We start from the raw sequence: 24,988 nt of genomic DNA, 5'->3' as shown, positions 1-24,988 counted from the left end.
CACCCACTGCGCTAGGCTCGGGTTTCTTCTGTCAGCCGGAATACCGCACCGATGGGCAAGCTCAAGCGCAAGGCGTACCAGGCACTGCTTGAACCGATGCAGCTCGAACTCACGGCGATGGCGCGTTGGGCCCAGCACACCGGGCAGCGCGTGCTGGTGCTGTTCGAGGGCCGCGATACCGCCGGCAAGGGCGGCGCCATCCAGGCCATCGCCGAGCACCTAAACCCCCGCCAGTGCAGGGTGGTGGCGCTGCCCAAGCCGACCGACCGCGAAAGTACCCAGTGGTACTTCCAGCGCTATGTGTCGCACCTGCCGGCTGCCGGCGAGATCGTGCTGATGGACCGCAGCTGGTACAACCGGGCCGGGGTCGAGCACGTGATGGGCTATTGCACCGAGGCCGAGTACCACGCGTTCCTGGCGCAGGCGCCGGTGTTCGAGAAGCTGCTGGTGGACGATGGCATCCTGCTGTTCAAGTACTGGCTCACGGTCGACCAGGTGCAGCAGGAGAAACGCTTTGCCGAGCGCCACGTGGACCCGCTCAAGGGCTGGAAGCTGTCACCGGTGGACCTCAAATCGCGCAGCAAGTACAGCGCTTATACCGAAGCGCGCGAGGCGATGTTGCGCGCGACGCATCGGGAAGAGGCACCGTGGACGCTGGTGGACTTCAACGACCAGAAGCGCGGGCGGCTGGGATTGATCCGCAACCTGCTGGATCGTCTGCCCGATACCGGGGTGGAAGAACCCATCCCGGACCTGCCGCCGCTCAAGGGAAAACTGCACAAGGAACAATACGGTGCATTGAAGCCGATCAACCTGTCACCTCATGACCCCCAGGTTGATTGATCCCGATCCTGATGGGCCCGTATGAATTCGTAGCGCCGGCCGTTGGCCGGACACCGCGCGCAGCGCGGCCCACGTATCCGCAGCTGGCAAAACGCGGCTCCGGTAATCCGTCCGACGCTTGGACGATCCGAAGCCGACTGTAGCGCCGGCCGTTGGCCGGCCGCTTTTCGTTCCGGCGCCATGAACGCCCGACAGACGGCTTCGGAACCTGTAAACCCCGGCGTGTTGGTCGCGAGCGTGGCGCAACCGTCTCCGGACACTTGGGCCGCGCTTCGCGCGGTGTCCGGCCAACGGCCGGCGCTACGAATTGTTACGTGGCGTCCGCGGATCGGGATCAATCAACCAAGGGCAGATCGTCAATGCACAATCGCTTCGATGTCCGCTGCGGTGACCGGGCCCAGGAATTCCTTGGCGACCTTGCCGTCCGGGGCGATCAGGTAGGTCAGCGGCAGGCCGCGCGGCACGGCGAAGTCTTCCGGCGGGTTGTAGGTGTCCACCAGCACGATCGGGTAGGTCACCGGCAGCTTCTGCAGGAACGCCTTCATCTCCTCCGGTTCGATGTCTTCGTAGGCCAGGCCGACCACTTCGATCTCCTCGCGCATGGCATGCAGTGCCGACAGCTCCGGCATTTCCTTGCGGCACGGCGCGCACCAGGTCGCCCAGAAGTTCACCACCACCCATTTGCCGCGATGTGCGGCCAGGTCGTACGTGGTTCCGTCAAGGGCGGGCAGCACCAGGCGCGGCTGCGCCACGGTTTTGCGCTCCAGGTCGGGCGTAGCGGGGTCGGCGGCCGGGGCTGCCGGTTCTGCTGCGGGGGCTGGCGCCGGGGCGGCCGCTTCGGGCTGCGGTGCCGGCTTGTTGCAGCCGGCCAGGGCCAGCAGGCCGACGGCCAGCAGCAGGGGCTTGAAGGTCATGGGGTGTCTCCAGACGGGGAATAGATATCGCTGACGCGGCGCTTGAGCAGCTCGCGCAGCGGCAGCCGCAGGGCATCCAGCGCCGCCACCGAGGCGGTACCGAGGCTGTCGTCGCGGTAAGGCAAGTAGGCTTCCTTGACCGGAATGCGCAGCTGCGTGGATTCGTAGAGGTCGGCCAGGGTGAGTTTGTCCAGGTCGCGCGACAGCAGCCATTGGCCCTGTTCGTCGCGGCGCACCACCCGGATCGCTTCCAGGTCGCAGAGCATGCTCTGCAGCAGCGAGTCGGTCAGCATCGGCTCCAGCCCCAGGATCTCGTCTTCGTCCAGCCCGCGTCCGTCCATGCGCGCCTGGTGGAAGCGGCCGATCAGGCGCAGCAGGCCATACAGTTCGTAGCCGGTGGGCAGGCGCAGGTCGGCCGGCTGGTAGCGGAACGCGGCGATCGACGAGGCCAGCGAGGCGCCCAGCAGTACCGACACCCAGCACAGGTAGATCCACAGCAGCAGGATCGGCACGAAGGCCACCGTGCCGTAAAGCTTCTGGTAGGACTGGAAGCTGCCCAGGTAGGCGCCCATGCCCCACTTCACCAGCTCCAGCATCACTGCCGCGAGGATCGCGCCGGGAATGGCATGCCGCCACTTCACCGTGTGGTGCGGCACCACCCGGTAGACCAGCATGATGCAGACGAACTCGATCAGGATCGGCGCCAGGGTCAACGATGCATTGGCCAGCAGGCGGCCTTCACTGGTGCCGAACAGCGGCAGCGCGAACACGCGGGCCGACACGGCCAGCGAGGCGGCCGCCAGCATCGCGCCCAGGGTCAGTACGGTCCAATAGACCAGGAAGCGGGTGAGCTTGGGCCGCGCCGAACTGACCCGCCAGATCTGGTTGAAGGTCTGCTCGACGCTGTTGAGGGTGATCAGCAGCGACACCACCAGCGCGATGAAGCCGGCGGCGGTGAGCTGCCCGGCACTGGCCGAGAACTGGCGCAGGTAGCCTTCGGCCGCGCGCGCGGCGTTGGGCACGAAGTTGGAGAACACGTAGTCGCTGAGCGTGTCGCTCCAGCGGTCGAACACCGGGAACGCCGAGAGCACGCCGAACACCACGATCGCCAGCGGCACCAGCGCGAACACGGTGGTGTAGGCCAGCGAAGCAGCGGCCTGGAACAGGCGGTCGTCGAGGAAGCGGCGCCACAGGAAGCGACCGAAGCTGGCGGTACGGGCGCGATCGCGCACGCGTTCCATCCACAGGTTGAGGGTGTCCAGGGGTTCCATCGTGGCAAGCGTACCTGAAGCCGGGTGGAGGCAATGCCATACTGCGGACAGACTGGACACAACGGAAGCGAGATGGCGGAGATCCTGGTGCTGTATTACAGCCGCGGCGGTTCGGTGGCGCGGCTTGCGCGCCAGATCGCGCGTGGCATCGGCGAAGTGCCCGGCATGAGCGCGCGCCTGCGCACGGTGCCGCCGGTGGCGGCGGTCACCCAGACCGCGCGCCCGCCGGTGCCCGATGACGGTGCGCCCTACGTGAGCGTGGAGGACCTGGCCGAGTGCAGCGGCCTGCTGCTGGGCAGCCCGACGCGGTTCGGCAACATGGCCGCGCCGGTCAAGCATTTCCTCGACGGGCTGGGGGCCGAGTGGGTCAACGGCACGCTGGCCGGCAAGCCCGCCGGGGTGTTCACCTCCACCGCGTCGCTGCATGGCGGGCAGGAATCCACACTGTTGTCGATGCAGGTGCCGCTGCTGCACCACGGCTGCCTTATCGTGGGCATTCCGTTCACCGAGCCGGCGCTGAGCCATACCACCACCGGCGGCACCCCCTACGGTGCCAGCCATGTGGCCGGCGCCGACGACAACCCGGTGCCGAGCGAGGACGAAGCGATCCTGGCGCGCGCGCTCGGCCGGCGCGTGGCCGATATCGCACGGCGGCTGGGATGAGCCCGCGCGCGCAGAAGTGGACGTTGGCCACCGTGCTGCTGGCGTTGGCGGCGGTGTTTGCGGTGTGGTTCGCGCACGACCGGCACTGGCTGGCCAGCCAGCTGGTCTTCAGCGCCCCGCCGCTGCTGTTGGCGCTCGGCGTGGTCACGGGGCGCGGCAAGGCGATGTTCTGGGCCGGGGTGCTGGCGCTGTTCTGGTTCAGCCACGGCGTGATGAGTGCCTGGAGCCACCCGGAAACCGCGCACTTCGCCTGGTTGGAACTGCTGCTGGCCCTGGCGGTGATCGGGGTCTCCAGCGCGCCTGGCCTGTGCCGGCGTTTCTCGAAGCGTTGAGCGCCTCGCGCGCGGCTGCGGGCGGGCGCCGGCAGCCGTATCATGGGCACCCAGCGCGGGTATTGCCCGCGGTACCGCCCGCACTCCAGGAAGCCTGCAATGGAAGAACTACTGATCATCACCACCGGTGGCACGATCGACAAGATCTACTTCGACGACAAGTCGGACTACCAGATCGGCGATCCCCAGATCGGGATGATCCTGCGCGAGCTGGGCGTGACCTTCCGCTTCAACGTGATTCCGATCCTGCGCAAGGATTCGCTGCACATCACCGACGAAGACCGCGAGCTGATCCGCGCCACCATCGCCGCGCAGCCGACCCGCCACGTGCTGGTCACCCACGGCACCGATTCGATGGTGCAGACCGGCCGGGTGCTCAAGAGCATCCCCGACAAGACCATCGTCATGACCGGCGCACTCAGCCCGGCGCGCTTCCGTGGTTCGGACGCCGAGTTCAACATCGGCTGTGCGATCGGCGCGGTGCAGTCGCTGCAGCCGGGCGTGTACATCGCCATGAACGGCCGCATCTGGAACCCCGAACACGTGCGAAAGAACGTCGCTGCGAACCGGTTCGAAGACGCGTGACGCGGTAACCGCGTCACGCGTGGGGCGTGCCAACCAACGGTCGGCACCTACCTCCGGCAGCACCCGACCGTTGGTCGGGTGACCGATGACATCAATACTGCGCGGTCAGGGTCACGCCGGAGAAGGTGCTGTAGGCCTTCACCCGGACGTGCCAGGTCCCCGCAGCCGGGGCGGTGATCGTGCAGGTTTCGTTGTTGCCGCTCAGGTACGGGCGGCAGGTGTACACGGTGTCGGTGGGCGCGCTGCCCGAGCGCACGTACAGATCCGCATCACCCGTGCCGCCGGCGACGGTCACCTTCAGCTGCGAGCGGCCCGAGGGCACGGCCACGGTGTAGGCCAGCGATGCACCGCTGGAAGCACCCAGGCCGCTGACCGGCACGTTGTTCTGCAGCGTGCCGGTGCCCGGGTTCGGGTTGGTCCCGCCCAGCGCGGCGGTGACGGCCGCATCCGCATCGACGATGCCCGCGCCGCAACCGCCGCTGCAGGCGCCTGGCAGGGCCCGTGCGGTGTTCTTGAGCAGCGTCTCAATGGCTGCCGGCGACAGCGCGGTGGGCGCGACCGACTGCACCAGCGCGACCACGCCGGCCACGTGCGGGGCCGCCATCGAGGTGCCGTTGTACGACGCATAGGACGCAGCGCCCGGCACGGTGGTGCCGCTGTTGAGCGTGGACAGGATCGCCTGGCCCGGCGCCGAGACATCGATGCCGGCACCGTAGTTGGAGAAGCTGGCACGGGCGCCGGCCGAGGTGGTGGCGGCCACCGCGATCACGTTGGCGCAGTTGGCCGGCACCGACGAGGACACGTTGGTGTTGCTGTTGCCCGCTGCCACCACCACGGTGGTGCCGCGCGAGACCGCGCCGTTGATGGCGTTCTGGTAGGTGGTCGAGCAGCTGCCGCCGCCGCCGAGGGACATGTTGATCACTTCGGCCGGGTTGGCATTGGCCGGCACGCCGCTGACGGTGCCGCCGGATGCCCACACGATCGCATCGGCGATGTCGGAGGTGTAGCCGCCGCACTTGCCCAGCACGCGCACCGGAACGACCTTGGCGTTGTAGGCGGTGCCGGCCACGCCGGTGGTGTTGTTGGTCACCGCGGCGATGGTGCCGGCCACGTGGGTGCCGTGCCAACTGGAATTGGAAGCCGGGTAGCCGGCACCGCATTCGTTGGCGGCGTACCAGTCGCCTTCGTCGTTGGCATTGTTATCGCGGCCACCGCCATCTCGTGCCATTGCGGCATCGCTGATGAAGTCATAGCCGGGCAGGATGTTGGCGTTCAGATCCGGATGGTTGGTAATGCCGGTATCGATCACCGCCACCACCACGCCGGTCCCCGTGGCCTTGTCCCAGGCCGGGCGCACGTTGATCGAGGCGTTGCTGGTACCGAAGCCCCACTGCTCGGACAGGCGGCTGTCGTTGGGCACCAGGGTGGCGTGCATCAGCTGGTCGACTTCAACGTATTCCACGTTCGGATCGGCGGCCAGGCGACGCATCAGCAGTTCCGATTCGGCCACATCCAGCGGCCGGTCGGCCTTGACCACGGTCGGGCCGATGGCCAGCTGGCGCAGCTTCTGCAGGCCCAGCGCGCGCCCCTGCGCGGCAGGAACGGCCTGGGCGGCGGCCTTGAGCGAACTGGCCAGCGCGGTCGGGGTGGCCACGTCGGTGGCGCCGTCCTTGTACTTGACGATGAAACGCTGGTGGGTCGGGGCCGAGGCCAGGCCACTCAACTGCACGTCGCCGGCGAATGCCGGCGCCGCCAGGAGCAGGGTCGAAAGCACCGAACCACCGAGTACAACCAAGGCACGCTGACGCAAGCGCTGCGGATCATGAGACATCGGAATTCCCTTCAAGATTGAGGAGCCGTCGAGGCGGCAAAGTTCGGTCAGATCCGGCGCTGTGGAGCGGTGGCTTGGATCGAACCTGGAAGACGGATCGGCTTTCCCCTGCGAAACCGCCCGAACCCGGACGCTAGTGGTTTCGATTCGGCCCAACAATGTTTCAGCCCGCTTTCAGGGTTGTGAAAGTTTCGATCTGAGACTTTTCGGGTCAACGGTTTGTGAATGTGAAGAAACTTCCCCGTGCCGATGCGGTCACGCCGGACGCAATTCGTGTCCTGCGTCACTGTCTTGCGCGCCATGGCCGAGACATTGCTTGCGCGTCAATGAGTTGAGTGCGTTTGGATCGTTCAGACCGGGCTTCGGCAGGCGCCGCCCATGAAAAAGGCCCGCCTGTTGCCAGGCGGGCCTTGGGTATCCAACGCGCGTCGAACGATCAGCGGTCCAGGCGCACCAGCCAGCCATGACGGTCCGGCAGGCGGCCGTACTGGATGTCGGTCAGTTCCTTGCGCAGCGACATGGTCACCTCGCCAGCCGGCGCGGTCAGGTCACCCACCGAGAAGCCCTCGCCCTTGAGCTGGCCGATCGGCGTGACCACCGCCGCGGTCCCGCAGGCGAACACTTCGGCGATCTCGCCCGAGGCCACGCCCTGCTTCCACTCGTCGATGGTCACCTTGCGCTCTTCGACCTTCATGCCGCGGTCGCGCGCCAGTTGCAGGATGCTTTCGCGGGTGATGCCTTCCAGGATGCTGCCGGACAGCGCCGGGGTCACCAGGGTGCCGTCCTTGTAGACCAGGAACACGTTCATGCCACCCAGTTCTTCCAGGTACTTGCCTTCGACCGGATCCAGGAACAGCACCTGCGAGCAACCCTGCGCCTGCGCCTTCTGCTGCGGCAGCAGCGAGGCGGCGTAGTTGCCACCGCACTTGGCCGCACCGGTGCCGCCCTTGGCCGCACGCGCATATTCGGTGGACAGCCAGATCGACACCGGCGCCACGCCCTTGGCGAAATACGGGCCTGCCGGGCTGGCGATCACGTAGTAGCCGGCCTTCTGCGCGCCGCGCACGCCGAGGAAGGCTTCATCGCCGATCATGAACGGGCGGAAGTACAGGCTGGATTCGTCGGCCGACGGCACCCAGCTGGCATCCACGGCGATCAGCTGCTTGAGCGATTCGACGAAGATCTCCACCGGCAGTTCCGGCAGCGCCAGGCGCTGCGCCGAACGCTGCAGGCGGCGGCCGTTGGCATCTGGGCGGAACGTCCAGATCGAGCCGTCGGCATGGCGGTAGGCCTTGATGCCTTCGAAGATTTCCTGCCCGTAGTGCAGCACCGCGGCGGCCGGGTCCAGCTGCAGCGGGCCGTACGGGCGCACGCTGGCGTTGTGCCAACCAGTGTCCTTGTCCCACCGCACTTCCACCATGTGGTCGGTGAAGTGCAGACCAAAACCGGGGGCGGCCAGGATGCGTTCACGCTCCTCGCTGCTGCGCGGCTGGGCGGAACGGGTGGTGGTGAAGCTCACGGAAGACTGGGACACCGGAAATTTCCTGTTCTGGTTACGGGTTCAATTACAGCATGCCGGTTTCAAGGCGGGCGGCCTCGGACATCATGTGCTGGCCCCACGGTGGGTCGAATACCAGTTCGACATCGGCTTCGACCACGGTCGGGATCATTTCCAGCTTGCTGCGCACGTCATCGACGAGGATGTCGCCCATGCCGCAGGCCGGCGCGGTCAGGGTCATCTTGACGTCGACCTCGCGCTGGCCATCGTCCAGGTGCTTGAGCTCCACTTCGTAGACCAGGCCCAGGTCGACGATGTTGAACGGGATCTCCGGGTCGAAGCAGGTTCGCAGCTGCTGCCAGACGAGCTTTTCGACCTCCTCGTCGGAGGCGTCGGCGGGCAGTTCCAGCGGCGCGGGCGGTTCCTTGCCCATGGCGTCGCCGTCCTTGCCGGCGATGCGGAACAGATTGCCTTCGACAAACACGGTATAGCTGCCGCCCAGCGCCTGGGTGATGTACCCATAGCTGCCGGCGGGCAAGGTGACCGTTTCGCCCTGCGGGACCATGACGGCCTCGCAGTCGCGTTCGAAGTGGACGGGTTCGCTGCTACGGGAGTACATGTGGATCGATATGGGGTCGCGGCCGATTCCCGCAAGGCGCTCATTTTAGCCCAGTGGCCGGCCACGCGCCGGTCACCCCGCAAGCCGGTATCCTGTGGCGGACCAAAGGAAGAATGCATGCCGCCCACCTCTGCGCCCGCCAGGTCCGCCCACTGGCTCTGGCCCCCGCTGTTGTTGCTAGGAGTTGTCACGGCCACGCTGGCCTGGTTGTTCATCGCGCTGCTGAGCGGCCGCCAGGCAGGCTGGATGGCCGTCCTGGTGGCGCTGGAGCTGGGTTTCATGCTGCGCCTGGGCAACCTGCGCGGCGGCCTGCTGCGGGTGGCGTTGACCCTGCTGGGCACCGTGCTGGTGGCATTGGCAGCCAACTGGGGGATCGCGTCGGCCTACCTGGGTGGGTCGCTGGGACTGGATCCGTGGGAATCAGCGTTGCGGATGGGGCCGTTCATGGCGTTCACGTTGGTTCAGCTGGCCAACGGGGTGGCCGAATGGCTGTGGCTGGGGGTGGCGTTGGTCATCGGCTGGTGGATAGCGAGGTAACGTTCGGCGATTGCGTGGGCCGGCCAACGGCCGGCGCTACCGGTCGATTGATCCAGATCTCAATGGGCCCGTAACAATTCGTAGCGCCGGCCGTTGGCCGGCCCTGGCCCCCGGCGCCACGTGCGGTCAATGCCCTCCATCGAGGGCTTTGAGCTCGCTCACCAGCGCGCTGGCCGCACCGGCGCCATCGCCGTAGAGCATGCGGGCGTTGTCGGCGTAGAACAGCGCGTTTTCGATGCCCGCGAAGCCGGTGCCCTTGCCGCGCTTGATCACCACCACGTTGCGGGCGTTGACCACGTCCAGGATCGGCATGCCGTAGATCGGGCTGGCCGGGTCGGTGCGCGCCACCGGGTTGACCACGTCGTTGGCGCCGATCACCAGCACCACGTCGGTGGTGGGGAACTCGGGGTTGATATCGTCCATGTCGGCGATCAGGTCGTAGGGCACGCCCGCTTCGGCCAGCAGCACATTCATGTGGCCCGGCATGCGCCCGGCCACCGGGTGGATCGCGAATTTGACCTTGATGCCGCGTTCCAACAGCCGCTGCGCGAGCTCCCACACCTTGTGCTGGGCCTGGGCCACGGCCATGCCATAACCGGGCACGATCACCACGCGCTCGGCGAACGCCAGCATCGCGGCCACGTCGCTGGCCTCGATCGGCTTCTGCGCGCCGGTGATTTCCTGGGCCGTGCCACCGCCGCCGAAGTTGGAGAACAGCACGCCGCTGATCGGCCGGTTCATCGCCTTGGCCATCAGGCGGGTGAGCAGGATGCCGGCCGCGCCGACCATCATGCCGGCGATGATCAGCGCCTCGTTGCCCAGCACGTAGCCTTCGAAAGCGACCGCCAGGCCGGTGAACGCGTTGTACAGCGAGATCACCACCGGCATGTCGGCGCCGCCGATCGGCAGGGTCATCAGCACGCCCAGCGCCAGCGCGACCACGAAGAAGCTGATGATCGCCACCGGGCTCAGGGTCACTGCCGCCCAGATGCCCAGCACCACCATCGCCAGCGCAACCAGCAGGTTGAACGCCTGCTGGCCGGGGAAGGTTACCCGCCGGTCCAGCCGGCCATCGAGCTTGGCCCAGGCGATGACCGAGCCGGACAGCGACACCGCGCCGATCGCCGAGCCGATCACCGCCAGCGCCAGCACCGTGGCCGAGGGCTGGCGCGCGCTCAGTTCGGCGATGGCCTGCGCGCTCCAGTGGCTGGTATCGCGGTTGGCCAGGAACGAGAAGCGCAGCAGTTCCACCGCACCGATCGCGGCGGCCGACCCGCCGCCCATGCCGTTGTACAGCGCCACCATCTGCGGCATGTCGGTGATGGCCACGCGCTTGGCCGACCACCACGCCACGCCGGTACCGATCGCCACCGCAGCCAGGATCAGTGGCACGTTGTGCAGGTCGGGCAGGAAGAAGGTCGCCACCGTGGCGATCAGCATGCCCAGGCCGGCCCAGCGGATGCCGCTGCGCGCGGTCATCGGCGAGGCCATGCGCTGCAGGCCGAGCAGGAACAGGGTGGCGGCGACCAGGTAGCTCACCTGCACCAGCCACTGAAGCAGTTGCGCGGTGGTGATGTTCAAGGCGCCTTCTCCCCGGCGTCGCGCTTCTGGCTGGGCTTGAACATGTCCAGCATGCGTTCGGTCACCACGTAGCCACCGGCGGCATTGCCCGCGCCGAGCACCACGGCGATGAAGCCGATGATCTTTTCCAGCGGGGTCTGCGCATGGCCCAGCACCACCATGGCACCGATCAGCACGATGCCGTGGATGAAGTTCGACCCGGACATCAGGGGGGTATGCAGGATCACCGGCACCCGCGAAATGATCACGTGGCCTGCGATCGCAGCCAGCATGAAGATATACAACGCCACGAACCCGTCGCTCATTGCTGTTCCTCTTCCCGGCGGTCATCCCGTCCCCTGCATCATAACCATGCGCTGAACCGTTCTGCAGGGCGGTCAACCGATGCCGCGCTGGTGCGTTCTCACCGTATCCCCCTGCGCGAGCGCTACCCTGTGCTGGTGAGCCCCTCCCTGCCGCCCCTGGCTGACGATGCCGATGCCGAAACCGCGTTGCCGGTGTCGCTGGATGCGTTCCTGGCCGGCATCGGCCCGCGCGCGTTCCGCTTCGCCGAGGCCGGGCTGCGCCAGCGCGACGACGCATTGGACGCGGTGCAGGACGCGATGCTGCGCATGCTGGCCTACCGCGACAAGCCCGCAGGGGAGTGGTCCCCGCTGTTCTGGAGCATCCTGCGCCGCCGGGTGGTCGACCTGCAGCGCCGCCGCGGCTTCCGGCTGCGGTTCTGGCGCAGCAGCGACGAGCTGGCCGGCGACCACGACATCGACTGGGCCGACCCTGGACCCGGCCCGGCCCAGGCCCATGAGCAGCGCGACCAGTACGCGGCGCTGGTCAGGGCATTGCGCGATCTACCTGCACGCCAGCGCGAGGCCTTCACCCTGCGCGTGCTGCAGCAGCTCGACGGCGCCACGACCGCAGCGGCCATGGGCTGCAGCGAGGGCGCGGTCAAAACCCATCTTTCGCGCGCCAGGCAGGCGCTGCAGCAGCACCTGGAGATTGAACTGTGAGCCGCCACGTGCCCCCCACCCTTCCCGATGACGCCGCACTGGCGCAGCTGCACGCACATGCGGTGACCCAGCTATCTCCCGCCACGCTGGCGCGCCTGCGTGCCGCGCGGCATGCGCCGCAGCGGGCCCGCGCGCACGGCTGGTGGCTGGCCACCGCATGTTCGCTGGTGGTGGCGCTGGGCCTGGGCATCAGCTTCACCGCCCGACCGCCTGCGGTCACCCCGATGCAGGTGGCGGCCATGGCGGCGGATGACAGCAGCGACGTGCTCGACGAGAATCCGGACCTGTACCTGTGGCTGGGCGCCACCGACCTGGCAATGGAGTGAACATGAAACCGCGACTGACCCTGGCACTGGTACTGCTCTCGCTGAGCGCGGCCAGCGCCGCGCAGACCTCGACGCTGCCCGAGTGGGACAAGCTCACCCCGCAGCAGCGCGATGCGCTGATCGCGCCGGTACGCGACCGCTGGAACGACGCGCCGCCGCCACAGCGAGAGCGCATGCTGCAGCATGGCCAGCGTTGGCAGAGCATGACCCCGGAACAGCGCGAGCTGGCGCGGCGCGGCCGCCACCGTTTCGAGAACATGAGTCCGGAGCAGCGCGAGCAGGCCCGCGCGCTGTTCGCGCAGATGCGCGGCATGACCCCGGCCCAGCGCGATGCGCTGCGAGAGCGCTGGGGCAGCATGAGCCCGGAGCAGCGGCAGGAATGGCTGAAGGCCAATCCGGTCAAGGATCTGCCGCCGCGGTAGCGATATCAGTTCGCAATCCAGCGCGTTTTCGCCAGCAGCTCATCGTCCCAGTCAAACGCCACCGCGCCATCCTTCAGGAACAGCGCGACGAAGTTGTAGAGGTTGCGCGCATACATCTCACTGGCGTGCACCGCACCCTGGCTGGCCAGGTTGAGCGGGCCGTCCACGGTGACGCCGCCGACGTCGACGGTTTCGCCCGGCCGGGTGGCCTCGCAGTTGCCGCCGGTTTCAGCCGCCAGGTCCACGACCACGCTGCCTGGGCGCATGCCCTGCACCATCGCGCTGGTGACGATCTTCGGCGCGGGGCGGCCGGGCACGGCGGCGGTACAGATCACCACATCGACCAACCGCAGGTGCTCGCCCAGCCGGCGCTGCTGCTCGGCCCGCTCGTCATCGGTCAACGGACGGGCGTAACCGCCCTCGCCCACCGCGCTGACGCCAAGGTCAAGGAACTTGCCGCCGAGCGATTCAATCTGTTCGCGGGTTTCGGGGCGCACATCGAAGCCCTCCACCTGCGCCCCAAGCCGGCGCGCGGTGGCAATGGCCTGCAGGCCGGCCACGCCGGCGCCCACCACCAGCACGCGCGAGGGCCGGATGGTGCCGGCGGCGGTGGTCAGCATGGGGAAGAAGCGCGGTGCAAGCTGGGCAGCAATCAGGGTGGCCTTGTAGCCGGCCATGCCGGCCTGCGAACTGAGCACGTCCATGGACTGTGCACGGGTGGTACGCGGCAGGCGCTCCAAGGGAAATGCCTGCAGCCCACGTGACTGGATCACGCCGGCGCGTTCGTCATCGGCCTGCGGGTGCAGCATGCCGACCAGGCCGGCACCGGATTTGAGCTGGCGCAGCCGCGCGGTTTCCGGCGGCTGCACGCACAGCACGATGTCGGCCTGGCCCAGGCGGGTGTCATCGGCGAGCTGCGCGCCGACATCCAGGTAGGCCTGGTCGGTAAAGCCGGCGCGCGTGCCGGCGCCCGGTTCGATCCACACGGTGGCGCCCAGCGCGATGTACTTGCGCGCCGTTTCCGGCGTCAGCGCTACGCGGCGTTCGCCCTGCGCGTGTTCCTTGACCCCCAACACCTCGACAGCCATGCATGTCCCCGAGCAGCGGTAAGTGGTGGGATCGTAACCCGATTGGTCGGGTGGAAGACCTTTCCGCTGGAAGCGCTGCCTGGAATCGGGCTTTGCATGGGTGCCGGCCGTTGGCCGGCAGCTTCATGCCTTCAGGCGAACAGCCATTGCCTGACGGGTTATCGCGCAGGGCCGGCGGGTGCGGGGGTACGGGGGGCGCCGTGAACCCATCCATGGGGGCTCTTGCGAAACATCCATGTTTCGCAAAGCCCCCGTACCCCCGCACCCGCCGACCCTCTGACGGCGTGACGGTGGCCATGGGAGATCAAAGGCCGTTTTGATCATTTCCATGCGTTACCGGGCGTGGATGTTACAACGGCAGTCGTTTGGGAACCGACCCTACCCTGCCCTGATGCCATGTGATCCGCGTAGAGCCACGCCCTGCGTGGCTGTTCTTCCATCCGCGCGCGATCCACTGTCGGGGGAGGCCGGCGGGCAGCCCCTGTAGGGACTGTCAAAAACATGGATGTTTTTGCCAAGCCTACAAGGATGTATTTACGGCGTGTCCCGTAAGGGGCTGCCCGTCGGCCTCCCCCAGCACGTAGCAACCGAAACGCTGCCTTTGACGTTGACGTTGACGTTGCTGCAAGCGGCAACCTCAGTGAACCGTAGCGCCCTTGGTGTCCAGGCGATCGATCACGCCCTGCATGGCGCTGTCGAAGGCGCCATCGTCGATGTGCGCGCGCAGGCGGCCGAGGCGCACCATGACTGCCAGCTCTTCCGGCGAGGCCACGCAGAAACGCACGCCGCGTCGGTTCACGAACAGCAGGCGCTGCGAGATCGGGCTGACCCAGGAAAGTTTGCCGGCCTGGACTTTGCCGTCCTTGTCGACGAAATCGAGCCAGCTGCCGATTTCCAGGCCGCGGAAACGGTCGGCATCGGCATTGTCGAAATCGGTGACGTCTACCTTGCTGCCCAGCTCCACGCCCGCGCTGTCCGCAGCCGGCGGCGTCGGCAGGACCACTTGGGGCAGCTCCGGCAGCGCGCGTTCCAGTTCCGGGCGCGATTCGGCAATGGACTGCAGCGTGTCATGCAGCGAATCGATCGCCGCGTTGGCGCCATCGGCGTGTACGCCGACACTGGCAAACACCTTGCGCAGCACCGGGTGCCATGCCTGCAGCCACGGCTTGCCGACGATCTGGCGCCGGGCTTCGGACACTTCTTCCAGGATCCCGTCCGCCAACGCGAGCGCCTCGCTCACGGAAGGGCCGTCGTCGCCTTCGCGCAGCACCGCCAAGGTGAGATGGTGCTGCCACGGCTGCCGCAGGAAATCGCCGATGGCCTGCGGCAGTGCCGTATCGGCAATCCGCCAGTCCAGTTCGGATGCCGCGCGGGTGCGCGCCACTTCCAGCTTTTCCTGGCCGCGCTGGGTCTCGGCCGCGCGGCGCTCGGCGATTTCGATGCGGCGGCGGTGCTGGGCCAGGAAGTCGCGGAATTCTTCTTCCAACGTCAGGAAGATGGCCAGGTTCTCGTTGAACTCGGCCACCAGCCGCTCGATGATTTCCTCGACCTTGCCCATCAGCACGCGCTCGGCCTGGCTCTCGCCGGTGTTGCCTTCGCAGGCCTCGGCCAGCGAATTGAGCAGCTTGCGCGCCGGGTGGGTCTTCTGCACGAACATGCGGCGGTCGAGCATGGCCACCTTCACGAAGGGCACCACCAGCCGGCCGATCAGCTCGCGCGAGCGACCTTCCAGGTCGCGCTCGTCCAGCATCACATCGAACAGCATGCCCACCAGGTCGATCGCATCTTCATCCTGCGGATCCAGCCGCGCCTGCGCCGGGTCCACGCCGAGCCGGGTTGCCCCGGACAGCACTTCGCTCTTCAGCCGCTGGGCCAGCGATTCGCCGTCTTCGCCGATCGCCGCGCGCAGGGTCGCGCTCGGCGTGGCCTGCAGCAGCGACAGCACCGACATCATCTCGCGCTGGCTCAATGGTCGCTGTTGCCCCACCGCCACGCTGGCGGCAGAGGTCGCGTCTTCGCGGACATGCCGGGTCTGCTGCAGCAACTCGTGCAGCGCTTCCAGCAACATGCCCTGGTTGCCGCTCATCCCGTCCGGGCCTTCGGCTGCATGGTCATGCGCGGCCTGCGCCGACTGCATGCGGCCACGGCTGGCCGCCCAGCGGTCGGCGAAGCGCCGTGCCCAGGCCGGGGCCGCACCTTCGTCGGCTGCGCCGCTTTCGGTTTCCAGGGCCTGGACCAGCTCGTCCAGCTCCTGCCGGGGCGTGGGCGGACGCGGCGCGGCGCGGCGCGGGGCGGCCATCTGCGGCATCACACCGGCAGCGGCCAGTTGTTCGTCGAGTTTCTCGTAACGCTTGCCGATCGGCGCGTGCAGGTCGCGCTCGCACAGCTTGATCAGCACCAGGCGCACTTCCGGCGCCAGTTCACAGTCTGCGAAGGCCTCATGGATGGCCACGCCGATGTGTTCGGGGCTGATCGGGTTGCTGTCGGCGTTCAGTTCCAGCCCGCCGGCGATCCAGCCCAGGCGGCGGTCAAGCCGGCCCAGTACCGGCTTCCAGTCACGCAGCAGCACGGTGGCGAAGTTGCGCACCGCCAGCCGCGATTCCAGCACGTGCTCGGGGACCAGGCTGAGCCCTTCCCCGCCCGCACCGGCCAGCGTGGCTTCGGCCGACAGTGGCTCAGCGTGTTCCAGCGCGTCCCAGGCCCTGGCCAGGTGCCCACGGAAACCGGCCACGATGTCTTCACGGCGCCGACGCAGTTCACGCATGCCATCGAGGAACAGCAGCTGCGACGCGCCAGCGGTGCCGGCACGGTCGAACAGCACGTCGTCGAAGCGGGCGATCACGGTCGCGAACGACTCGGCCAGGCCCGGCAGGGCGGCCTCGCGTGCAAGCTTCAACAGCGCCGGGTCGCGACCCGGCTGTCCCGATACGTTGGGCGTGGCGATCATGCGAAAAGGCTCCCCACCCTCGCTGGTACAGAATGCAGCATGGATACAACAGGCACGGGCGTCCCCAAGACACCAGCACACGGATGGTAGGACGCCCCACCGGTCAGGGACAGTGAAACAGTCCGCACTTTGAACCTCATGACCCGGGTGCCGGCAGGCCTTGTATCGTAAGGCCAGCGCGGGTGGGAAGCGAGTACAGCGACGTGAAGGAGTGCCATTAATTAAGTGAGGTTCATCACGTTTTGTCGCAAATGGGCAGGAGATCGCCGGAAGACGGGTCACAAACTGCCCCGACTATAATCAGGGCCACCACGAAGCCCGACAGAGACCCCATGCTCGACTCCCCTGCGCTGCAAGCCCTGGACGCCCGCCGTTCGGTTCCCGCCCTGCAACTGGGCGCGCCCGGACCGGACCCGGCCACCCTGCAGCGGATGCTGGCCTCGGCCGTGCGCGTGCCCGACCACGGCAAGCGGGTGCCCTATCGCTTCCTGCGCATCGCCGGCGATGCCCGCCTGCAGCTGGGTGAGTTCCTGGCCCGGCGCAGCCGCGAGCGCGACCCCACTGCCTCCGACGCACAGGTCGAAAAGGACCGGCTGCGCTTTTCGCATGCGCCGCTGATCATTTCCGTCATCGCCGCGCCTACGCCCAGCCCGAAGGTACCCGAGCTGGAGCAGCTGATGACCGCCGGCTGCGTCTGCTTCGCGCTTTTGCAGGCCGCGCAGGCGCTGGGCTTTGGCGCCCAGTGGCTGACCGCCTGGATGGCGTTCGACCCGGCCGTGCATGCCCACCTGGGCCTGGCCGAGCATGAGCAGATCGTGGGTTTCATCCATATCGGCACCCCGAAGACCGCCGTGCCCGAACGCGAGCGCCCTGATCCGGCCGCGCTGCTGCAGGACTGGGTGGGCTGAGTGCACACGCCTCTCTACCTGGTGGATGCCAGCCTGTACGTGTTCCGGGCCTGGCATTCGATGCCCGATGAATTCCAGGACCAGCAGGGCTGGCCGACCAACGCGGTGCATGGCTTTGCCCGCTTCCTGCTCGACCTGCTGGAGCGCGAGCGCCCACAGCACATCGCCATCGCCTTCGACGAGGCGCTGGACAGCTGCTTCCGCCACACCCTCTATGCTGCCTACAAGGCCAACCGCGATCCCGCGCCCGACGCGCTGCGCCGCCAGTTCGCGCACTGCAAGGCGCTGTGCAGCGCGCTGGGCCTGGCCGTGCTGGCCCACCACGAGTACGAGGCCGACGACCTGATCGGCAGCGCGCTGCATGCGCGCCGCCCGACCGGCATGCGCGGGGTGATCATCTCGGCCGACAAGGACCTGTCGCAGCTGCTGTTCGAGCATGACGAGCAATGGGATTACGCCCGCAACCAGCGCTGGGGCATGGCCGGGGTCAAGGCCCGCCACGGCGTGCATGCGCACCAGATCGCCGATTACCTGGCACTGTGCGGCGATGCGGTCGACAACATTCCCGGGGTGAGCGGCGTCGGCGCCAAGTCGGCCGCCGTGCTGCTCGCCCATTTCGGCAGCCTGGACACCCTGTACGAGCGGCTGGACGAAGTGCCGTTCCTGCGCCTGCGCGGCGCCGCCCAGATGGCGGTGCGGCTGCGCGAGCAGCGCGAGCATGCACTGCTGTGGCGGCAGCTCACCACCATCGCGCTGGATGCACCGCTGGATGCGGCGCAGGCCGATTTCAGCCGTTCCAGCGCCGATCCGCAGATGCTGCAGGGCCTGTGCGAGGCGCTGCGCTTTGGTCCGCTGACCCGCCGCCGGCTGTTCAACGCCGCCGGCATTCCCGATATTTCTTCTCCCGCCAGCGAGTTCGCATGAACCCCAACACGCAAGCCCCGAAGGTCGTCTACGAAGGCAAGTACCAGCGCATGGTCGTGCGCGGCTCGTGGGAGTACAGCGAACGCACCCACGCCGGCGGACTGGCCGCGATCATCATCGCCGTCACCCCCGACGACAACGTGCTGTTCGTCGAGCAGTTCCGCGTACCGCTGCAGGCCAACACGATCGAGATGCCGGCCGGCCTGGTGGGCGATATCGACGCGGGAGAATCGATTGAAGACTCGGCCGTGCGCGAGCTGGAAGAAGAAACCGGCTGGACCGCCGAGCATGCCGAAGTGTTGATGATCGGCCCGACCTCCTCCGGTGCCAGCAGCGAGAAAATCGCCTTCGTGCGCGCCACCGGCCTGCGCAGGGTCGGCGAAGGCGGCGGCGATGCCAGCGAGGACATCACCGTGCATGAGGTGCCGCGCGCCCGCGCGGCGGCCTGGCTGGTGGAGAAAATGGGCCAGGGCTACCAGCTGGACGCGAAGTTGTGGGCTGGGCTGTGGATGATCGAGCACCACCTGGATGGGACCGCACGTGGCTGACTCCCGCGCGCTTCCGCTGGCGGCCGCGCCCCTGCTTGGCGCGGAGGATCCGGCACCGTTCACCGTGCTGCATCCGGCCGGGCGTTCGGCGTATGTGCTGATCGCCGACCACGCCGGCCAGCAGGTGCCGGGGGTGCTGGCGAACCTGGGGCTGCCGCAGGTCGAGCGCGACCGCCATATCGGCTTGGACATCGGCATTGCCGGGGTCACCCGCGAACTGGCGCGGTTGCTCGACGCGTGGGCGATCACCCAGACCTATTCGCGGCTGGTGATCGACTGCAACCGTCCGTTGGCGTCGCCGACGCTGATTCCCGAGGTCAGCGACCATACCGTTGTGCCGGGCAACGCCGGGCTGTCGGCCGCGCAGCGCCAGCAGCGCATCGATGCGATCCACGCGCCCTACCATGCGCGCATTGCCGCCGAGCTGGATGCACGCGCCGGGCAGCAGCGCCCGACGCTGCTGGTGATGATGCACAGCTTCACCCCGCGCATGAACGGTGCGGACCGGCCATGGCATGCCGGGGTGCTGTACCACCAGGACACGCGCCTGGCGCATGCGCTGCTGCAGGCACTGCGCGACGAAGGCGACCTGGTGGTGGGCGACAACGAACCGTACTCGGTCAGCAGCACCAGCGATTACGCGGTGCCGGTGCATGGCGAAGGCCGCGGGCTGCTGCACGTTGAGCTGGAAATCCGCCAGGACCTGATCGCCGATGCCGCCGGTCAGCGCGCGTGGGCCGAACGCCTGGCGCGGGTTTTCACCGCGCTGGACGTTACCGCGCGGCCAACTCCGTAACCGGCACGGCGGCGCCGGTTTTCTCCGGGCGCAGCCACAGCGCTACGGCCACGCCCAGCAATGCGAACAGCGCCGCGCCGTACTGCGCATGGACCAGCCCCTGCAGTGCTTCGGGGCTGGTTCCCACCGCGCTGGTGCTGCGGTTCGCATTGGCCAGCATCACCAGCAGCGCCAGGCCCAGTGCGCCCCCGATCTGCTGCGCGGTGGCGGCCATGCCCGAGGCCACGCCCTGCTGCGCGGCCGGCACGCCCTGCCCGGCCACGATCCACATCGCTGTCCAGGTCATGCCCTGGCCGATGCTCAGCACCACGATGCCCGGCAGCAGCGCCCAGTAAGTGGCGCCATAGGGCAGCGCCACCGCCACCGCGCCGATGCCGATCGCGCCGGCGGCCATGCCCAGCGCCAGCACCTGGCGCGGCGAACGCCGGCGCAGCATCCGTTCGCTGATGCGGATGCCGAACGTGCACACCAGCGTGGGTGGCAGGAACGCCAGGCCGGCCTGCAGCGCGCTCCAGCCGTAGCCATCCTGGAAGTACAGCGCCAGGAAGTAGTACTGCACGCCGAAGCTGCTCATGAACACCATCGTCAACAGCATGGCGGCGCGCAGGCTGCGCAGGCGCAGCAGCGAAAACTGCATCAACGGGTCGCGGCTGCGCTGTTCGATCACCACGAAGGCGGCCAGCAGCGCCGCGGAGGCCAACAGGCAGCCCAGCGTGCGCGGCGCGGCCCAGCCCCACTCCGGCGCCTGCACCAGCGTGGTCACCAGCAGGCTGCCGCCCAAGGTGACGGTCAGGCAGCCGGCCAGGTCGAACGAGCGGCCGCGCAGCACCGCCGCGTCGCGCGGCAGCCACCAGCCTGCCAGCAGCGCGCAGGCACTGGCGACGGGCACGATCACCAGCAGCACCGACGACCAGCCGAAGCTCTGGGTGAGCACGCCACCGAGCAGCGTACCCAGCGCCAGGCCGCCGGCGCTGGCCATCGACCAGATCGCCAGCGCCCGGTTGCGCGCTGCCCCTTCGGCGTAGAGCGTGCTGATCAACGACAACGTGGCCGGAAACAGCAGCGCTGCGCCGATGCCCTGCACGGCGCGTGCGGCGATCAACACCCCGCCGCTGCTGCTGAGCCCACCCACCAGCGAGGCCAGGGCGAACAGCGCCATGCCGCTGCGATAGACCCGGCGCCGACCGATCAGGTCGGCGGCGCGACCGCCCAGCAGCAGGCAGCCGCCGAAGGCCACGGTGTAGGCGCTGACGATCCACTGCAGCTGCTGGGCGTTGATGCCCAGCTGCACGCCCATCTCATGCAGGGCCACGAAAATGATGGTGGCGTCCAGCGCGATGATCAGCTGGGCCATCGCCAGCAGGGTCAACGCCAGGCGGGGCGGGAAAGCAGGGGCGGAGTGGGTCATGCCGGTGGGTACGAGGGGGAGGCGGGCAGTCTCATTGATGACGTCGAACAAATAAACCCGGATACTTCGATTTCTGTCATGCATTTTCGCATTAATCGGACGTCGCCATGGATCTCAATGCCGTGCGCATGCTGGTGCAGGTGGCCGAAGCCCGCAGTTTCACCGCGGCCGCCGGGCAGCTGGGCATCAGCCAGTCGGGGTTGTCGCGCGCGATCGGCCGGCTGGAAAGCGAACTGGGCGTGCGCCTGCTCCAGCGCACCACCCGCGCGGTCAGCCTGACCCCGGATGGACGCCAGTTCGTGGAGCACTGCACGCCCCTGTTGTGCGGGCTGGAGGATGCCGAACGCCGGCTGGGCGACCGCCCCTGCACGCCCTCGGGTGTGCTCAAGCTGACCGCACCCTCGATGTTCGGGCGCAAGGTGCTGGTGCCGTTGACCGGGCAGCTGATGGCCCGCTACCCGCAGCTGCAGTTCGAGCTGGTGCTCAACGACCGCCTGGTGGACCTGGTCGAAGAAGGCTTCGACGCCGCTCTGCGCACCGGCCCGATCAGCGACGTGCGCATGGTGGCGCGGCCGCTGCGGCCGCTGCGTTGGGTAACCGTGGCCTCGCCCGGCTACATCGCCCGGCATGGCGCGCCGGAAAGCGTCGACGCGCTGCAGGACCACACCTGTCTGGCGGTGCGCAACCTGCGCAGTGGACGGCTGGTGGACTGGCAGTTCCGCGACGGCGATGGGCTGCGCGACGTCACCGCGCCGGCGCGGATGGTGTTCGACAGCGGCGATCCACTGGTGGAAGGCGCGCTGGCCGGAGTCGGCATCGTACAGGTCATGGATTTCGCAGTAGCCGATGCGTTGGCGGACGGCCGCCTGGTGCGCGTGCTGGAACCCTTCGAAGGCCGCACGCGGGCGTTGTCGCTGGTCTATCCGACGTCGCGGCAGGCCTCGCCGAAATTGAAGGTGCTGGCCGACGCGTTGTCCGCCGGCACCTGGTGACCGCCGGCCACGACCCACGGTCGTGGCCTACCCTTCCGCCCTGGCAGGTGGCTGGGTACGTGGATCAGGCGGCAAAGCCATCCGTGGCGCGCACCAGCGCATCGATGGTCTCTGCCTCGAACGCGGAATGACCCGATGCCGGGCTGATCTCGAGCGTGGATTTCGGCCAGGCCTTGTGCAGCTCCCACGCATTCTGCAGCGGGCAGACCACGTCGTAACGGCCGTGCACGATCACGCCCGGGATGTCGGCGATGCGGTGCGCGTCGCGCAGCAGCTGTTCTTCGACCTCGAAGAAGCCGCCGTTGACGAAGTAGTGGTTCTCGATGCGCGCGAATGCCAGCGCGAAGCGCGGATCTTCATGGCTGTTCACGAAGTCGGCATCCACGTGCAGGAAGCTGGTCGCCCCTTCCCACACGCTCCACGCCTTGGCCGCGGCCAGGCGGGTGGCTTCATCGTCGCTGGTGAGACGGCGGTGGAAGGCGGAAATAAGGTCGTGGCGTTCCACCGCCGGGATCGGCGCCAGGTAGTGTTCCCACGCATCGGGGAACAGGCGGTTGGCGCCTTCCTGGTAGAACCATTCCAGTTCCCAGCGGCGCAGCATGAAGATGCCACGCAGCACCAGCTCGGTGACCTGCTGCGGGTGGGTCTGGGCATAGGCCAGCGCCAGGGTCGAACCCCAGCTGCCGCCGAAGACCTGCCAGCGTTCTACCTTCAGGTGCTCGCGCAGCTTCTCGATATCGGCCACCAGGTCCCAGGTGGTGTTGTCCACCAGGTCGGCGTGTGGGGTGGAACGGCCAGCACCGCGCTGGTCGAACAGGATGATGCGGTACTTGGCCGGGTCGTGGAACTGGCGCATCTTGTCGCTGCAGCCGCCACCGGGGCCGCCGTGCAGCATCACCACCGGCTTGCCCTGCGGATTGCCGCACTGTTCGAAATACAGCGTGTGGCGGTCGTCGACCTTCAGGCTGCCAACGTCGTAGGGGGTGATGGCCGGGTACAGCGTGCGCATGGGTGGAGCTCCAGTGGAATCACGGTCGCTCATTCTACCGCTGGGTGGTGGGCCACCGTCCCAGGCTCACCCGGTCGCGCTGCTCCAGGTCAAGCGCGGTTTCCACCTCGACGAATCCGGCGCCCTCCAGCAGCGCGCGGATCGCTTCGCCCTGGTCCCACCCATGTTCCATCAGCAGCCAACCGCCCGGCTGCAGGTGCGCGGGCGCGCCGGCGATGATCAGGCGGATGTCGTCCAGCCCGTCGTGGCCAGACGCCAGTGCGGTGGCTGGTTCGAAGCGCAGGTCGCCCTGGGCCAGGTGCGGATCGTCGCTGGCGATGTACGGCGGGTTGCTGGCGATCAGGTCGAAGCGCTCGCCGGCCAAGGGTGCATGCCAGGATCCCTGCCGGAACGCGACGTTGGCCAGCCCATGCTGGCGGGCATTGCCGGCAGCGACAGCGAGGGCATCGGCACTCATGTCGGTTGCCACGATCTGCGCCAGCGGGCGTTCACTGGCCAAGGCCAGCGCAATGGCACCGCTGCCGGTGCCCAGGTCGGCGATCCGCAGCGGTACGCCCTCCGGCAGCCGCTCCAGGGCCAGTTCGACCAGCCGTTCGGTTTCCGGGCGCGGAATCAACGTGGCCGGGCTGACCGCCAGGTCCAGGGTCCAGAAGCCGCGCCGGCCCAGCAGGTAGGCCACCGGCTCACCGGCGATGCGACGCTGCAGCAGCGTCGCGAATGCCTCTGCCGTGGCCGGGTCGAGCAGGTCGGTGGCATGGGCGAACAGCCAGCCGCGCTCGCGCCCCAACACATGCAGCAGCAGCAGTTCGGCTTCGTGCCGGCCTTCCACCCCGGGCAGCACGCGGGCGGCGGCGGCAAGCAGTTGGCGGATCTCCTGCGGGGCGGCGTTCATGGCGGGCCTGGGCGACGGTGGGGGCGCAGTGTAGGCCAATGGCGGCACGGGCCGGCCCCCGCGACCGGTTGCCGCAGCCACCTCGCGACGCTGAAAGGCGGTTCAGGCTCCGCGACGGGCGGATAACCTGCGGCTATCACTGCGCGGCGCGAGGCAATGATGAAAATCCTTTCCACACAATGGGCTACGAATGAAAGGCGGCCCGCGTTCACTCGGGAATCAGGACGTTTCGATAGACTGTATCTATCGTATTGATGAAATCAATGCATTTTCCTTATCGAAACCCAGCCGGTACGCTGTGTTGGCTGCTTCACCCATCCCCCTTCACCACGAGGAATATCGATGTCGCTCATCAACACCCAGATCAAGCCGTTCGAAGCCAACGCCTATCAGAATGGCGAATTCATCAAGGTGTCGGACAGCACCCTGAAGGGCCAGTGGTCGGTCCTGATCTTCATGCCGGCCGCCTTTACCTTCAACTGCCCGACCGAGATTGAAGACGCCGCCGATCATTACGCCGAGTTCCAGAAGGCCGGTGCCGAGGTGTACATCGTCACCACCGACACCCACTTCTCGCACAAGGTGTGGCACGAAACCTCGCCGGCCGTCGGCAAGGCCCAGTTCCCGCTGGTCGGCGACCCGACCCACCAGCTGACCAACGCCTTCGGCGTGCACATTGCCGAAGAAGGCCTGGCCCTGCGCGGCACGTTCATCATCAACCCGGAAGGCGTGATCAAGACCCTGGAGATCCACTCCAACGAGATCGCCCGTGACGTCTCCGAGACCCTGCGCAAGCTGAAGGCTGCCCAGTTCACCGCCGCCAACCCGAACCAGGTGTGCCCGGCCAAGTGGAAGGAAGGCGAGAAGACCCTGACCCCGTCGCTCGACCTGGTCGGCAAGATCTAAGCAACGCCTCATCCCCATTCCCGTTGCGACGGGAGTGGGGGTGAATCCAAGCCGGTGCGCCCGCGCCCGCTTCGGTTCGCCCCTACGCCGCCCAGATGTACCGTAGTGGTACGTCGACGCCGTTCCTTTGCCTGAATCAAGGAG

At 67.8% G+C, this 24,988-nt stretch carries 26 protein-coding genes; 14 read left to right on the top strand and 12 right to left on the bottom strand.

All coding sequences use genetic code 11. From position 1 onward, the window contains the following. Positions 1–51 precede the first annotated feature (51 nt). Positions 52–843, top strand: coding sequence for a polyphosphate kinase 2 (gene ppk2, locus BAY15_RS04580; RefSeq protein WP_068849411.1), 792 nt, complete (start codon positions 52–54; stop codon positions 841–843). 356 nt (positions 844–1,199) lie between these two features. Here ppk2 and BAY15_RS04575 read toward each other — a convergent pair whose 3' ends face one another. Next, positions 1,200–1,757, bottom strand: a complete 558-nt coding sequence (locus BAY15_RS04575) for a TlpA family protein disulfide reductase (protein WP_068849409.1) — start codon at positions 1,755–1,757, stop codon at positions 1,200–1,202. Next, on the bottom strand, positions 1,754–3,028 hold the full coding sequence (locus tag BAY15_RS04570; protein WP_068849407.1) for a YihY family inner membrane protein: 1,275 nt from the start codon (positions 3,026–3,028) through the stop codon (positions 1,754–1,756). The genes BAY15_RS04575 and BAY15_RS04570 overlap by 4 nt, the downstream gene beginning before the upstream one ends. 72 nt (positions 3,029–3,100) lie before the next feature. On the opposite strand from BAY15_RS04570, the gene wrbA reads away from it, so the two are divergent. From wrbA to BAY15_RS04555, 3 genes are all read left to right on the top strand, one after another. Continuing rightward, entirely contained in the window at positions 3,101–3,691 is a 591-nt protein-coding gene (wrbA, locus tag BAY15_RS04565) for an NAD(P)H:quinone oxidoreductase (protein ID WP_068849405.1), read from the top strand. Further along, positions 3,688–4,023, top strand: coding sequence for a DUF2069 domain-containing protein (locus tag BAY15_RS04560; RefSeq protein WP_068849403.1), 336 nt, complete (start codon positions 3,688–3,690; stop codon positions 4,021–4,023). The genes wrbA and BAY15_RS04560 overlap by 4 nt, the downstream gene beginning before the upstream one ends. A gap of 99 nt (positions 4,024–4,122) precedes the next feature. Further along, positions 4,123–4,608, top strand: coding sequence for an asparaginase domain-containing protein (locus tag BAY15_RS04555; RefSeq protein WP_068849402.1), 486 nt, complete (start codon positions 4,123–4,125; stop codon positions 4,606–4,608). A 91-nt stretch (positions 4,609–4,699) separates the two neighbouring features. On the opposite strand, the gene BAY15_RS19335 is transcribed toward BAY15_RS04555, so the two are convergent. From BAY15_RS19335 to sufT, 3 genes are all read right to left on the bottom strand, one after another. Further along, positions 4,700–6,439, bottom strand: coding sequence for a S8 family peptidase (locus BAY15_RS19335; protein WP_068849400.1), 1,740 nt, complete (start codon positions 6,437–6,439; stop codon positions 4,700–4,702). A 436-nt stretch (positions 6,440–6,875) separates the two neighbouring features. After that, the gene (locus tag BAY15_RS04545) at positions 6,876–7,973 is read right to left on the bottom strand and encodes a branched-chain amino acid aminotransferase (RefSeq protein WP_068849398.1); all 1,098 of its coding nucleotides are present in this window, start codon (positions 7,971–7,973) and stop codon (positions 6,876–6,878) included. A gap of 31 nt (positions 7,974–8,004) precedes the next feature. After that, positions 8,005–8,556: a putative Fe-S cluster assembly protein SufT gene (gene sufT, locus BAY15_RS04540; RefSeq protein ID WP_068849396.1), complete on the bottom strand. Its 552-nt coding sequence runs from the start codon at positions 8,554–8,556 to the stop codon at positions 8,005–8,007. Between the two features lie 117 nt (positions 8,557–8,673). Between sufT and BAY15_RS04535 the strand changes: the two genes are divergently transcribed. Beyond that, the gene (locus tag BAY15_RS04535; RefSeq protein WP_068849394.1) at positions 8,674–9,093 is read left to right on the top strand and encodes a hypothetical protein; all 420 of its coding nucleotides are present in this window, start codon (positions 8,674–8,676) and stop codon (positions 9,091–9,093) included. 126 nt (positions 9,094–9,219) lie between these two features. On the opposite strand, the gene BAY15_RS04530 is transcribed toward BAY15_RS04535, so the two are convergent. Both BAY15_RS04530 and BAY15_RS04525 read right to left on the bottom strand, forming a co-directional pair. After that, the gene (locus BAY15_RS04530; protein WP_068849392.1) at positions 9,220–10,674 is read right to left on the bottom strand and encodes an NAD(P)(+) transhydrogenase (Re/Si-specific) subunit beta; all 1,455 of its coding nucleotides are present in this window, start codon (positions 10,672–10,674) and stop codon (positions 9,220–9,222) included. Beyond that, positions 10,671–10,979: an NAD(P) transhydrogenase subunit alpha gene (locus tag BAY15_RS04525; protein WP_068849390.1), complete on the bottom strand. Its 309-nt coding sequence runs from the start codon at positions 10,977–10,979 to the stop codon at positions 10,671–10,673. The genes BAY15_RS04530 and BAY15_RS04525 overlap by 4 nt, the downstream gene beginning before the upstream one ends. A 129-nt stretch (positions 10,980–11,108) precedes the next feature. Between BAY15_RS04525 and BAY15_RS04520 the strand changes: the two genes are divergently transcribed. The 3 genes from BAY15_RS04520 to BAY15_RS04510 are packed head-to-tail and all read left to right on the top strand — an operon-like array spanning position 11,109 to position 12,426. Continuing rightward, a complete protein-coding gene (locus tag BAY15_RS04520; protein ID WP_068849388.1) occupies positions 11,109–11,678 on the top strand; it encodes an RNA polymerase sigma factor in 570 nt (189 codons plus the stop codon). Between the two features lie 8 nt (positions 11,679–11,686). Continuing rightward, a complete protein-coding gene (locus tag BAY15_RS04515; protein ID WP_095364651.1) occupies positions 11,687–12,004 on the top strand; it encodes a hypothetical protein in 318 nt (105 codons plus the stop codon). A gap of 2 nt (positions 12,005–12,006) precedes the next feature. Beyond that, positions 12,007–12,426, top strand: a complete 420-nt coding sequence (locus BAY15_RS04510; RefSeq protein WP_068849384.1) for a DUF3106 domain-containing protein — start codon at positions 12,007–12,009, stop codon at positions 12,424–12,426. A gap of 5 nt (positions 12,427–12,431) precedes the next feature. Here BAY15_RS04510 and BAY15_RS04505 read toward each other — a convergent pair whose 3' ends face one another. Both BAY15_RS04505 and BAY15_RS04500 read right to left on the bottom strand, forming a co-directional pair. Further along, a complete protein-coding gene (locus BAY15_RS04505) occupies positions 12,432–13,514 on the bottom strand; it encodes an NAD(P) transhydrogenase subunit alpha (RefSeq protein ID WP_068849382.1) in 1,083 nt (360 codons plus the stop codon). Positions 13,515–14,151: 637 nt separating this feature from the next. Beyond that, positions 14,152–16,461 (bottom strand): DUF1631 domain-containing protein, encoded by a 2,310-nt coding sequence (locus tag BAY15_RS04500; protein WP_068849381.1) that lies wholly within the window; start codon positions 16,459–16,461, stop codon positions 14,152–14,154. A gap of 332 nt (positions 16,462–16,793) precedes the next feature. On the opposite strand from BAY15_RS04500, the gene BAY15_RS04495 reads away from it, so the two are divergent. From BAY15_RS04495 to BAY15_RS04480, 4 genes are read left to right on the top strand one after another with little or no spacing between them, the layout of a single operon-like run. Next, positions 16,794–17,369 carry a nitroreductase family protein gene (locus BAY15_RS04495; protein WP_068849379.1) on the top strand — a complete coding sequence of 192 codons (576 nt, stop codon included), beginning with the start codon at positions 16,794–16,796 and terminating at the stop codon, positions 17,367–17,369. Beyond that, positions 17,370–18,293, top strand: a complete 924-nt coding sequence (locus tag BAY15_RS04490; RefSeq protein ID WP_068849378.1) for a 5'-3' exonuclease — start codon at positions 17,370–17,372, stop codon at positions 18,291–18,293. Next, the gene (locus BAY15_RS04485; RefSeq protein WP_068849376.1) at positions 18,290–18,841 is read left to right on the top strand and encodes an NUDIX hydrolase; all 552 of its coding nucleotides are present in this window, start codon (positions 18,290–18,292) and stop codon (positions 18,839–18,841) included. The genes BAY15_RS04490 and BAY15_RS04485 overlap by 4 nt, the downstream gene beginning before the upstream one ends. Further along, entirely contained in the window at positions 18,822–19,637 is an 816-nt protein-coding gene (locus BAY15_RS04480; RefSeq protein WP_068849374.1) for an N-formylglutamate amidohydrolase, read from the top strand. Before BAY15_RS04485 ends, BAY15_RS04480 begins: the two co-directional genes overlap by 20 nt. Here the strand turns inward: BAY15_RS04480 and BAY15_RS04475 are convergent. Continuing rightward, positions 19,615–21,045: an MFS transporter gene (locus tag BAY15_RS04475; RefSeq protein WP_068849372.1), complete on the bottom strand. Its 1,431-nt coding sequence runs from the start codon at positions 21,043–21,045 to the stop codon at positions 19,615–19,617. The two genes, BAY15_RS04480 and BAY15_RS04475, sit on opposite strands and share 23 nt — an antisense overlap. 107 nt (positions 21,046–21,152) lie before the next feature. Between BAY15_RS04475 and BAY15_RS04470 the strand changes: the two genes are divergently transcribed. Beyond that, the gene (locus tag BAY15_RS04470; protein WP_068849370.1) at positions 21,153–22,037 is read left to right on the top strand and encodes a LysR family transcriptional regulator; all 885 of its coding nucleotides are present in this window, start codon (positions 21,153–21,155) and stop codon (positions 22,035–22,037) included. 64 nt (positions 22,038–22,101) lie between these two features. On the opposite strand, the gene pip is transcribed toward BAY15_RS04470, so the two are convergent. Both pip and prmC read right to left on the bottom strand, forming a co-directional pair. After that, positions 22,102–23,046, bottom strand: a complete 945-nt coding sequence (gene pip / locus BAY15_RS04465; protein WP_068849368.1) for a prolyl aminopeptidase — start codon at positions 23,044–23,046, stop codon at positions 22,102–22,104. A gap of 34 nt (positions 23,047–23,080) precedes the next feature. Next, the gene (gene prmC / locus BAY15_RS04460; protein WP_068849366.1) at positions 23,081–23,938 is read right to left on the bottom strand and encodes a peptide chain release factor N(5)-glutamine methyltransferase; all 858 of its coding nucleotides are present in this window, start codon (positions 23,936–23,938) and stop codon (positions 23,081–23,083) included. A 342-nt stretch (positions 23,939–24,280) separates the two neighbouring features. Between prmC and ahpC the strand changes: the two genes are divergently transcribed. Continuing rightward, positions 24,281–24,844, top strand: coding sequence for an alkyl hydroperoxide reductase subunit C (gene ahpC, locus BAY15_RS04455; protein ID WP_068849365.1), 564 nt, complete (start codon positions 24,281–24,283; stop codon positions 24,842–24,844). Positions 24,845–24,988: the final 144 nt, after the last annotated feature.

The organism is Stenotrophomonas rhizophila (genome assembly GCF_001704155.1).
Taxonomy (GTDB): Bacteria; Pseudomonadota; Gammaproteobacteria; order Xanthomonadales; family Xanthomonadaceae; genus Stenotrophomonas; species Stenotrophomonas rhizophila_A.
This window is presented reverse-complemented; position numbering and strand designations above follow the sequence as displayed.